Source organism: Oceanicola sp. S124 (genome assembly GCF_000220565.1).
Lineage (GTDB): Bacteria > Pseudomonadota > Alphaproteobacteria > Rhodobacterales > Rhodobacteraceae > Pseudooceanicola.
On sequence record NZ_AFPM01000215.1, the window covers coordinates 1 to 10,576 of the forward strand.

A 10,576-nucleotide genomic window follows, 5' to 3' on the forward strand; every position below is an offset into this window, starting at 1 on the left:
GGTTCGTGCTGTCCGACAGCCCGCCCGAGCGTGACGTGGAATGGACCGCAGCGGGCGCCGAGGCGGCCAGCAAGCACCTTGCCCGTGTCTGGCGACTCGCGGCAGAGCTGCCTCCGGTAGGGGTGCCAGCAGAATTCCAAAGCCAAAGCTCGAAGGTTCCGCAAGAGGACGAAGCCCTGCTGCGCGAGATGCACAAGGCGATCCGCGACGTGACCCTGGGCGTGGAGAGCTTCGGCTTCAACGCCTCCATCGCCAAGCTCTACGGATTCACCAACACGATCCAGAAGTCGAAGGCCGGGGCCGGGGCCAAGCGCGAGGCGCTGAAGGTGCTGGCGCAGCTGATGTCGCCGATGACGCCGCACCTGGCGGAAGAGATGTGGCAGATCCTTGGTGGCGAGGGGCTGATCGCCCAGGCACCCTGGCCCGTCGCGGACGAGGCCATGCTGGTCGAGGACACTGTCACCCTGCCGATCCAGGTGAACGGCAAGCGGCGCGGCGAGATCACCGTGCCGAAGGACATGCCCAAGGACGAGGTTGAAAAGCTGGCGCTGGCCAGCGATGGTGTCATCAGGACGCTGGACGGGGCCCAGCCCAAGAAGATCATCGTCGTCCCCGGGCGGGTCGTGAATGTGGTTGTCTGATCGACGTAACGCATTGAAACTCCTCGCAGGTCTTGGGCTTGCGGGGGTCTCTGCCTGTGGCTTCTCGCCGGTCTACGCCCCCGTCGGCCCGGCGTCGCGCCTCTATGGCCGCACCGCCCTGCCCGAACCGAACTCGGAAGAAAGCTACCAGCTGATCCGCGAGCTGGAAGGACGGCTGGGCCGTGCCTCCTCGCCCGATTTCGCGCTGGACCTGGCGCTGCGGCTGAGCGAAAGCCGCCTTGCGGTGACGGTCGAGAATACCGCGACGCGGATCCGCGTGTCGGGACGGCTGACCTACACCCTGCGCGATGCCATGGACCGCGAGCTGGCGAAGGGCGAGGTGACCAATTTCACCGGCTATTCCGCCACCGGCTCGACTGTCGCCACACAGGCCGCCAAGGCCGACGCCCGCGCCCGGCTGGTGGTGATCCTGTCCGACCTGCTGATCACCCGGCTGGTGGCCGAGATGCCTCCGGTGCCCTCGGCGCGGACATGAAGCTCGCTTCCCGCGAGATCGCCCGCTATGCCGGCAAGCCCGATGCCAACGCCACGGGCATCCTGCTCTATGGCCCTGACGCCATGCGGATCGCCCTCAGGCGGCAAGAGATCATCGCCAATCTGACCGGCCCCCAGGCCGACGAGGAAATGCGCCTGTCGCGCATGCAGGGCAACGAGCTGCGCCGCGATACCGCCAAGCTGATCGACGCCATGAAGGCGCAAAGCTTCTTCCCCGGCCCCCGTGTCGTCTTCGTCGAAGAGGCGACCGAGACCTGCGCCCCGGCGATCCTCGCCGCGCTGGAAGAATGGCAGCCGGGCGATGCGCAGCTGGTGATCACCGCCGGTCAGCTGAAGCCCACGTCGAAGATCCGCAAGGCCTTCGAGGGCCACCGCAACGCCCATGCCTGCGGCATCTACGACGACCCGCCCTCGCGCGAGGAAATCGAGGCAACGCTGAACAAGGCGGGCCTGCGCAAGCTGCCGCCCGACTCCCTGCGCGACCTGACCAACCTCGCCCTGGCGCTGGATCCCGGCGACTTCCGCCAGACGGTCGAGAAGATCGCGCTGTACAAGCACGGCGACGAAACGCCGCTGACCGGCGAGGAGATCACCCTCTGCGCCCCTGCCTCGACCGAGGCCGAGCTGGACGACGTGCTGCATGCCGTCGCCGAGGCCCGCGCCGCCGAGATCGGCCCCGTCATGCGCCGCCTCAAGGCCCAGGGGGTGAACCCGACCGGCCTCTGCATCGCCGCGCTGCGCCATTTCCGCACGCTCTATGCGGTGGCCTCGCATCCCGGCGGCGCGGGCGAGGGCATCGGCAAGCTGCGCCCGCCGGTGTTCGGGCCGCGCCGCGACCGCATCCTGCGCCAGGCCGGGGCCTGGGGCGCCCCGAAGCTGGAGCAGGCGCTGTCGCTGGTGATCGAGACCGACCTGACCCTGCGTTCGGCCGGGGCGACCGCGCCGGACATGGCGCTGGTGGAAAGGATGCTGATCCGGCTGGCCATGCTGGGCCGATCGCGCTAGCGCCGCCGGGCCGCAAAAGGCTGGCATTTTTCCGCGATCCGCGCTTCCCTCGCGACAGGAGAGAGAGAGGGAGGACTTTCATGTACACGCTCATCGGCGGCGCCAACAACCGTACGTTCCGCGTCCTGTGGATGCTCGAGGAACTGGGCCTGCCCTACCAGCGCCAGCACGCACAGCCCCATGACGACCTGGTGCGCGGCAAGTCCCCGCTGGGCAAGCTACCGGTGCTGGTGGTCGAGGACGTGCCGCTGACCGATTCGGTCGCCATCCTGACCTGGCTGGCCGACAGCACCGGCAGGCTGACGGCCCCGGCGGGCAGCCTCGCACGGGCGCAGCAGGACGGCATCACCCAGCAGATCGTGGACGAGCTGGAAGGCCAGGTCTGGGTCGCCGCGCGCCACAGCTTCATCCTGCCCAAGGAACGCCGGGTGCCCGAGATCAAGCCGACCCTGGCCTGGGAGTTCGCCCGCAACTGCGACGTGCTTGCCCGCCGGATGCAGGGCGACTTCCTCATGGGTGACCAGATGACCGTGCCCGACCTGCTGCTGACCCACTGCCTCAACTGGGCCGCCGTGGCGAAGTTCGACGTCCCTAACGAGGCGCTGCAGGCCTATGCTGCAAGGATGCGCGGGCGCGAAGCCTACCGCCGCGCCGTCGCCTCCGAGAAGGCGATGCTGGCCGGGGCGTCGGCCAGCGCGTAATCCGCCGCCGCGCGGCCGGCCCAGAGGCCGGTCGCCAGGCAGGCGGTCAGCAGGTAGCCCCCGGTGGGCGCGTCCCAGTCCAGCATCTCGCCCGCGGCGAAGGTGCCGGGGCGGGCGCGCAGCATCAGCCCCTCGTCCACCGCGGCCCGCGTCAGCCCGCCGGCGGTCGAGATCGCCCGGTCCATTTCCTGCGGCCCGTCCAGCGCCAGCGGCAGCGCCTTCAGCGCATGGGCCAGCTCGGCCCCGCCGCCGGGCAGGGGCCGCAGCACCTCCATCACCAGCGCCCGCTTGACCGCATCCAGCCCTAGCTTGCGCAGCCGGTTGCCCGCGCTCTCGCCCTTGCGCAGCCGGTCGATCTTCTCGGCCAGGGCCCCGGCGGCGGTGTCCGGGAACAGGTCGACCACCAGCGCCGCGCCCTCGCGCAGCGCCGCCGACAGCGCGTAGATGCCGCCACCCTCGATCCCCCCGCGGGAAATCACGAATTCCCCCCGGCTCTCGTGACCGCCGGCCCGCAGGGTCACCGCCTTGACCGGCTGGCCGAAATGGCCGGCCATGTGATCCGACCAGCTCCGCCGGAAACCGCAGTTTGAAGGGGCGAAGGGGGCGACGCCCTCGAGATGCTCCGCCCAGGCCCCGTCCGAGCCGAGCCGAGCCCAGCTTCCGCCGCCAAGCGCCAGGACGGTGACCGTCGGGGCCAGCCGCAGCGGCCCCTCCGGCGTATCGAACAGAACCTGCGCCCCGTCCCAGCCGCGCCAGGTCCAGCGGGTGGCCACCTCGACCCCCGCCTCATCCAGCCGCCTCAGCCAGGCGCGCAGCAGCGGAGAGGCCTTCATCACCCGGGGGAACACCCGCCCGGTGGAGCCGATGAACAGCTCCTGCCCCAGCCCCCGCGCCCAGGCCTGCACCTGGTCGGCACCGAACGCCCGCAGCATGGGGCGCAGCCAGTCGCCGCTCTCGCCATAGGCGCGCAGCATGGGGGTCAGCGGCTCGGCCTTGGTCAGGTTCAGGCCCGACTTTCCCGCCATCAGCAACTTGCGCGCCAGACTGGGCATCCGGTCCGCCACCAGCACCGACAGACCGGCCCCGGCCAGCACCTCGGCCGCCATCAGCCCCGCCGGACCACCGCCGATCACCAGCGCAGTCCCGCCCTTGTCTCCCGCCTGCCCGCGCTTTGCCTCTGCCTGCCCGCCCTTTTCCCCTGCCTGAATGTCTTCGGAGACCATGTCACATCCCATCTGTCCGCTCTGCCTGCGCCCCATAGCACCCTGCGCGCCGCAAAGCCTGCCTCACCTCGCGCCGCACCTGCGCAGTGGCAAGAACGGGCCGATGCCCCCCTGCGCCCCCTGTACCGGCACGGCTCTGCCCCGCCCAACACTCAGTCGCTGCCCCCGGCCACGGGCGCTGCCGGCACGCCCCATCACCAGGCTGAAAATACTCCGGGGGTGAATTGAGCCGCAGGCTCAAGAGGGGGCAGCGCCCCCTCCCCCCTATATCCCGGGCCCCTATGCCCCGACCCTCTACGTGTCGGGCCCGCACATCCGCTTGATCGCCGTCACGTGATCAGCCGCGGCGGCCAGGGCGTCGGTGGACAGCAGCTCTGCCTCGGCCAGCGGATCGGCGACGACACGGTCGACCAGCCCCCAGGCCAGCGCCTCCGCGGCGTCGATCCGCGCGCCCCCCATCAGCAGCAGCTTCGCCCGCGCCGGGCCCACCAGGGCAACCAGCCGCCCCGGATCGGGCGCGGGCGGACGAAAGCCGAGCCGCATCACCGGGTAGAAGAACGTCGCCCCCGGCACCGCGATACGCAGGTCGCAGGCCAGGGCAATGCCCGTCGCCCCGCCCGCCAGCGTGCCGTTGAGCGCCGCGATGGTCAGCCCCGGATGGGCGGCCAGCGACTCCGAGACCTCCTGCCAGAGCGGCGAGACGGCGAGGCCCGCATGGGCCTCGGCCAGGTCCGCCCCGGCGGAAAAGACCCGCCCCTCGCCGGTCAGCACCAGCACCGGCGCCTCTGAGGCCCGGAAGATCCCCGCCAGCTCCTCCAGCATCGCCCCGGTCAGCGCATTGGCCTTTTCCGGCCGCGCCAGGGTGACCCGCTGCAGGCCGCTGTCCAGGATCTCCGAGCGGATCACTTGCCGAGGCCCAGTTGCGCCCGGAAGCCCTCGTCCCGCAGCGCCAGTTCCTGGCCCAGGTGGCTGTCGGCCCCGGGCCCGCACATCCACAGCAGCGCCTTGGCGGGCCATTCGGCGGGGATGTGATCCTCCCAGTTCAGCTGGCTGACCGGGTTCACCCCCGAGGCCTTGATGTCGCGCTGCATCTGCGTCGCCACGGTGCCCGGCGACAGGCCCATGACGCGCAGCCCGTGCGGCGCGCCCTCAAGATGCGCGGCACGGGTCAGCATCGCCGCCCCGGCCTTCGAGGTGCAATAGGCGCTCCAGCCCTCCAGCGCGTTATGCGCCGCCCCCGAACTCACGGTGAGGATGGTGCCGCCCCCGGCAGCGATCATCACGGGCATCGCGGAGCGCATGCCGTTGAACACGCCCTTGATGTTCACGTCGATCACATGGCCCCAGCCCTCGGGGTCGGCCTCGGCCAGCAACGAGATCGGCTTCAGGATCCCGGCATTGTTGATCAGGATGTCGAGGCCGCCGAAGGTCTCGACGACCTTCTTCACCGCCGCCTCGACCTCCCAGTAGCGCGAGACATCGCAGGGAATCGCCACGGCCCGGTCGCCGATCTCTCCGGCGATCTCGGCGATCTCGTCGCCGCCACGGGCCAGCAGGGCGACATTGGCGCCACGCTCGGCGAAAAGGCGGGCGGCGGCGGCACCGATGCCGCGGCTGGCGCCGGTGATGATCGCGGTCTTTCCCGAAAGATCCGTCGTCAGGTCGGTCATGTGATTGGCTCCCTTGTGCGGGCCCGCGGGCCCCTCGACTTTGCCGTCGTTTCCGCCTTCACAGCTAGCGCGCCCCGCCGCCCCCGTCCAGCATTCGGCGGGCCTTCGCCCGCCACCCGCCAAAGGCGTCCCGCGCTTGATAAATCCGCGCCTGCGCGTCACTCTCCGCGCGGTACTTCCCGGAGGATTTTCCATGACCATTCGTTTTCCCCAGACCCTGTCCCGCGGGGGTCTTTCCGCCCTCGCCCTCTGGGCCGCCACGGCCCCTTCCGCCTTTGCCCTGACACCGCAGGAGGTGCTCGAGGTCCTGACCGACAAGTCCTGGAACATGGGCCAGCAGGTCGATGTCACCAGCCACATGGACGGCGATGCCATTGTCGTCGACGAGATCGTCAGCACCATGGTGCAGCAGATCGCCGACGAGCAGATCACCTCGACCACCACCCTGACCGGCTACCGCCTCGAGCCGCGCGGCGACGAGGTGGTCGTGCGCCTCGATCCCGAAATGACCGTCACCACCCGGTCCGAGGTCGACGGCGAGGTCACCGAGATGGTGATGACCGTCTCCGCCCCCGATCTCGAAAGCATCCTCTCGGGGACGCGCGATGACATGCGGGCCATCACTCCCGCCGGCACGGCCGTCCTGACGCTGGACCGCATGGTCGTCCCCGGTGAAGAGCCGATCGAGGACGTGCTGCAGGTCACCTTCTCGGGTGTGACCAGCGATGGCCGCATGGTCACCGGCGACCTGAACGAGGCCAGCGGCACCGGTACCGTCGAGACGATCTCTTTCGCCTTCGACATGCTGGCCCCCGAGGAAGAGGGCAGCGCCCCGGCGCGGATCACCGCAACCGGCAGCGTTTCGGATGTGACCATGAGCGCCGACATGGCCCTGCCCGCTGGCATGGCCGCCGAGGCGGTCAACTTCGACACGATGTTCGACACCGGCTACCGCATGGCCCTGCAGATGGGCTACGGCGCCGGTAGCCTCGTGATGGATGTCGCGGGCCCCGATCCCTTCCACTTCGAGGAAACCGCAGGCGCCGGCACGCTGGACTTCTCGATGGGCGCCGAGGGGCTGGACTACCAGGTCGCGGCCTCGGACATCGCCTTGTCCGTCAGCGCCCCGATGATCCCGCCGGGCGCCGGGGCCACCATCGGCCAGACCGCCTTCGGCCTGAGCCTGCCGCTGACCGTCACCCCGGAAGAGCGGCCCATGGGCCTGAAGCTGAACCTGCAGGACGTCGCGCTGCCCGAACAGCTCTGGGCGCTCTTCGATCCCACCGGCAAGCTGTCGCGGGACCCGATGACCCTCAGCCTCGACCTCGGCGCCATGGGCCGGATGACCCGCACCCTGTCGGAGATGGAAGAGGCCGAGGATGCCGAGGCCCCGGGCGAGATCAGCTCGCTGACCCTCAACAGCCTGCTGGTCAAGCTGGGCGGCGCCATGCTCAGCGCCAGCGGCAGCTTCGACATCGACAACAGCTCCAGGTCGCGCATCAACCCCGATCTGCCGAAGTTCACCGGCCAGATCGACGCCTCGGCGCAGGGTGTCCTGGCCCTGGTGCAGACCCTGGCCGAGATGGGCCTGATCCCGCCGCAACAGGCGATGTCGGTGCCGATGATGGCCGGCCTGTTCACCCGGCAGGTCTCGGGGCCCGACGACCTGGCCTCGACCATCGAGGTCACCGGGGACGAGCAGGTGCTGGTCAACGGCCAGGTCATGATGCCCTGACCGGGGCCTGACCGACCCGACGTTTTGCAAAGGGGGCCCGGTGCCCCCCTTTCGCCTGCCTTGATCCGATCCCTGCCAGAGGCTAGGTCCTAGGGATCAAACGCAAGGCAATCCCATGTCCCATTCGCTTCCCGACCTGTCCCGTGCCCTGATCGAGGCCGCCACCCGTGCCGGTGCCGACAGCGCCGACGTGCTGGCGCGGCAGGGCACCTCGGTGTCGATCGACGTGCGCGGCGGCACGCTGGAACAGGCCGAACGCTCGGAAGGCTTCGAGATCGGCCTGCGGGTGCTGATCGGCAAGCGGCAGGCCTGCGTCTCTGGGTCCGACGCCCGGCGCGAGGGGCTGGCGATGATGGCCGAACGCGCCGTCGCCATGGCCCGCGAGGCGCCCGAGGACCCCTGGATCGGCCTCGCCGAACGCGACCAGCTGTCGGCGCGCCGCGATGCCGAGGGCCTCGAGATGGTCGACCCCGCCGGCGAACCCTCGCCCGAGGCGCTGAAAGAGGCCGCCATCCGCACCGAGGCCGCCGCCCTGTCGCAGGCGGGCATCTCGCAGGTCTCGACCGCCTCCGCCGCCTATGGCGAGAGCGAGGTCTTCATGGCCGCCACCAACGGCTTCGAGGGGGGCTACCGGCGCTCGTCGCATTCGCTGGCCTGCGTCGCCATCGCCGGCACCGGCGCCGCGATGGAGCGCGATCACGACAGCGATTTCCGCATCTTCGCGAGCGACATGCGCAGCCCGGAAGAGATCGGCGAACGCGCCGCCCTGCGGGCGCTGGAACGCCAGGGTGCCAGCGCGCCGAAGACCGGCAGCTACCCGGTGCTGTTCGACGAGCGGATCTCGGGCAGCCTGATCGGGCACCTGCTGTCGGCGGCCAACGGCATGGCCGTCGCCCGGGGGTCCTCCTTCCTGCGCAACTCGCTGGGTCAGCAGGTGCTGCCCGCCGGTCTCAGCCTGACCGAGGATCCGCTGCGCCCGCGCGCCACCTCCTCGCGGCCCTTCGACGCCGAGGGCCTGCAGACCGGCCCGCGCGACATTATCCGCGACGGCGTGCTGACCGGCTGGACCGTCGACCTGGCCACCGCCCGCAAGCTGGGGGTCGATCCGACGGCCAATGCGGCGCGCGGGCTGACCTCTCCGCCCTCGCCCTCCAACTGGAACATCGAGCTGACCCCCGGCACAGCCACCCGCGACGAGCTGATCGCCCAGATGGGCACCGGGTTGCTGGTGACCTCGATGATCGGCTCGACGATCAACCCCGACACCGGGGATTACTCGCGCGGGGCCAGCGGCTTCTGGATCGAGAACGGGCAGATCGCCCGGGCGGTCAATGAATGCACCATCGCCGGCAACCTGCGCGAGATGCTGTCCCGGATCCTGCCGGCCAATGACGCGCGGCCCTGGGCCTCGATGCGGGTCCCCTCGCTGCTGGTCGAGGGGATGACCCTTGCCGGAAGCTAATACCCGGTCCCTCCGGCAGCAGACGCAGGACGACCTTGCCCTGCTGACCGAGGCCGCATGGATGGCGGGCGAAATCGCCCTCGCCCATCTCGCCCGGGGGCTGGAGGTGACCGAAAAGCCCGACGGACAGGGCCCGGTGACGGATGCCGACCTCGCCGTCGATGCCGCCCTGCATGCCCACCTGCGCGCGGCGCGCCCCGGCTACGGCTGGCTGTCCGAGGAAAGCCCCGACGATGCCGCCCGGCTGGAGCACGAGCACGTCTTCATCATCGACCCGATCGACGGCACCCGCGCCTTCATGGCCGAGGGCAATACCGCCTGGGCCCATTCGCTGGCCGTGGCGCGCGACGGGGTGGTGACGGCGGCGGTGGTCTTCCTGCCGGCCAAGGGCAGCCTCTATGCGGCCAGCAGGCACGGCGGGGCGACCCTCGACGGCGCCCCGATCCACGCCACGTCGCGCGCTGCACTGACCGGCGCCCGGCTGCTGGCGGCGAAACCCAACTACGCCCCGGCGAACTGGCGCGGTCCGGTGCCCGAGGTGGCGCGCCACTACCGCCCCTCGCTGGCCTACCGCCTGTCCTCGGTCGCCGAGGGCCGCTTCGACGCCATGATGACCCTGCGCCCCTCCTGGGAATGGGACATCGCCGCCGGCAGCCTGATCGCCGAAGAGGCCGGCGCGAGGGTCACCGACCGCTCCGGCGCGGCGCTGCGCTTCAACCGGCCGCGCCCGCTGCTCGACGGGGTGATCGCGGCCGGCCCCGCACTGCACCGGCAGATCCTCGAGCAGCTCGCCCCCGACGCCCCGCGCGACCCGCTGCCGCCCCTGCGCGACTGAAGACCGAAGTCCCCGCGGCAGGCCGCCCATGCCTCCGGCGGGAGTATTTTCAGCCTGGTGATGAACAAGGGGCTCTTAACATCATCACCAGGCTGAAAGTACTCCGGGGGAGTCTGCAAAGCAGACGGGGGCTGCGCCCCCTCTTCCTTTTGATTGTCTCCTGCACGGAGACGGGAGGCAGCACCCCCCTCTTCCTCTCGATTGTCTCCTCACGGAGACGGGGGGCCGCCCCCTGACCTAGCCCGGAAACAGGCGATCCAGCTGGTCTTCCAGCGCCCTGTCGTCCTCGAGCGAGAGGCGCACCGGCAGGGTCAGGACCTTCTGGCGATAGTCCTGCGGCAGGCGCACCGCGTCCTTCTCGGTGGTGACCAGCTGGGCGCCGTGCTGGGCCGCGTCGCGCTCGAGCCGCGACAGCAGGGCCGGGGTCAGCGGCTGGTGATCGCTCAGCGCCTCGCCGTGCAGCAGTTCGACGCCGAGACCGCGCAGGGTGACGAAGAACTTCTCGGGGTGGCCGATCCCGGCAAAGGCGAAGACCTTCATCCCCCTCCAGTCCATCCCCGTCGGCAGGGGCAGCAAGGCGCCCTTCAGATGCGGCGCACCCGGCGGCGCGGCAAAGCCCGCCTGGGCGGCCTGGTTGCCGATCGAGAGCAGCAGGTCGGCCCGCGCCATGCCTGCCGCGACCGGCTCGCGCAGCGGTCCGGCGGGCAGGCAGAGCCCGTTGCCGAAGCCCCGCGCCGCATCGACCACGACCAGTGAGAGCGCTTTCTTCAGCGCGAGATCCTGGAAGC

11 protein-coding genes are annotated in these 10,576 nt (G+C 70.6%); 7 read left to right on the forward strand and 4 right to left on the reverse strand.

Annotated elements, in window-relative coordinates; all coding sequences use genetic code 11:
- The 4 genes from OS124_RS0115090 to OS124_RS24845 all read left to right on the forward strand — a co-directional run.
- Nucleotides 1–641: class I tRNA ligase family protein (locus OS124_RS0115090; protein WP_010140588.1), on the forward strand; the 641-nt coding region annotated here is incomplete at its 5' end.
- Between the two features lie 13 nt (nt 642–654).
- Nucleotides 655–1,137, forward strand: a complete 483-nt coding sequence (locus tag OS124_RS0115095; RefSeq protein ID WP_010140589.1) for an LptE family protein — start codon at nt 655–657, stop codon at nt 1,135–1,137.
- Nucleotides 1,134–2,162, forward strand: coding sequence for a DNA polymerase III subunit delta (gene holA, locus OS124_RS0115100; protein WP_010140590.1), 1,029 nt, complete (start codon nt 1,134–1,136; stop codon nt 2,160–2,162). Before OS124_RS0115095 ends, holA begins: the two co-directional genes overlap by 4 nt.
- 80 nt (nt 2,163–2,242) lie before the next feature.
- The gene (locus tag OS124_RS24845) at nt 2,243–2,863 is read left to right on the forward strand and encodes a glutathione S-transferase family protein (protein WP_010140591.1); all 621 of its coding nucleotides are present in this window, start codon (nt 2,243–2,245) and stop codon (nt 2,861–2,863) included.
- On the opposite strand, the gene OS124_RS0115110 is transcribed toward OS124_RS24845, so the two are convergent.
- From OS124_RS0115110 to OS124_RS0115120, 3 genes are all read right to left on the reverse strand, one after another.
- Nucleotides 2,803–4,086, reverse strand: a complete 1,284-nt coding sequence (locus OS124_RS0115110) for a TIGR03862 family flavoprotein (protein ID WP_010140592.1) — start codon at nt 4,084–4,086, stop codon at nt 2,803–2,805. The genes OS124_RS24845 and OS124_RS0115110 overlap by 61 nt on opposite strands.
- A gap of 294 nt (nt 4,087–4,380) precedes the next feature.
- Complete coding sequence (locus OS124_RS0115115; RefSeq protein WP_010140593.1) at nt 4,381–4,992, reverse strand: enoyl-CoA hydratase/isomerase family protein; 612 nt, start codon at nt 4,990–4,992, stop codon at nt 4,381–4,383.
- Nucleotides 4,989–5,756 (reverse strand): SDR family oxidoreductase, encoded by a 768-nt coding sequence (locus OS124_RS0115120; protein ID WP_010140594.1) that lies wholly within the window; start codon nt 5,754–5,756, stop codon nt 4,989–4,991. The genes OS124_RS0115115 and OS124_RS0115120 overlap by 4 nt, the downstream gene beginning before the upstream one ends.
- A 193-nt stretch (nt 5,757–5,949) precedes the next feature.
- On the opposite strand from OS124_RS0115120, the gene OS124_RS0115125 reads away from it, so the two are divergent.
- The 3 genes from OS124_RS0115125 to OS124_RS0115135 all read left to right on the forward strand — a co-directional run bounded on the left by OS124_RS0115125 (nt 5,950) and on the right by OS124_RS0115135 (nt 9,788).
- Complete coding sequence (locus OS124_RS0115125) at nt 5,950–7,491, forward strand: DUF2125 domain-containing protein (protein WP_010140595.1); 1,542 nt, start codon at nt 5,950–5,952, stop codon at nt 7,489–7,491.
- 115 nt (nt 7,492–7,606) lie between these two features.
- The gene (locus OS124_RS0115130; protein ID WP_010140596.1) at nt 7,607–8,953 is read left to right on the forward strand and encodes a TldD/PmbA family protein; all 1,347 of its coding nucleotides are present in this window, start codon (nt 7,607–7,609) and stop codon (nt 8,951–8,953) included.
- Complete coding sequence (locus OS124_RS0115135) at nt 8,940–9,788, forward strand: inositol monophosphatase family protein (protein WP_010140597.1); 849 nt, start codon at nt 8,940–8,942, stop codon at nt 9,786–9,788. Before OS124_RS0115130 ends, OS124_RS0115135 begins: the two co-directional genes overlap by 14 nt.
- 237 nt (nt 9,789–10,025) lie before the next feature.
- On the opposite strand, the gene lpxK is transcribed toward OS124_RS0115135, so the two are convergent.
- On the reverse strand, nt 10,026–10,576 hold a 551-nt coding region (gene lpxK, locus OS124_RS0115140), incomplete at its 5' end, for a tetraacyldisaccharide 4'-kinase (protein WP_010140598.1).

Coding starts and splice junctions, on each gene's coding strand:
- holA (WP_010140590.1), top strand. CDS start 1,134: ATGAAGCTCGCTTCCCGCGAGATCGCCCGCTATGCCGGCAAGCCCGAT.
- OS124_RS24845 (WP_010140591.1), top strand. CDS start 2,243: ATGTACACGCTCATCGGCGGCGCCAACAACCGTACGTTCCGCGTCCTG.
- OS124_RS0115110 (WP_010140592.1), bottom strand. CDS start 4,086: ATGGTCTCCGAAGACATTCAGGCAGGGGAAAAGGGCGGGCAGGCAGAG.
- OS124_RS0115120 (WP_010140594.1), bottom strand. CDS start 5,756: ATGACCGACCTGACGACGGATCTTTCGGGAAAGACCGCGATCATCACC.
- OS124_RS0115125 (WP_010140595.1), top strand. CDS start 5,950: ATGACCATTCGTTTTCCCCAGACCCTGTCCCGCGGGGGTCTTTCCGCC.
- OS124_RS0115130 (WP_010140596.1), top strand. CDS start 7,607: ATGTCCCATTCGCTTCCCGACCTGTCCCGTGCCCTGATCGAGGCCGCC.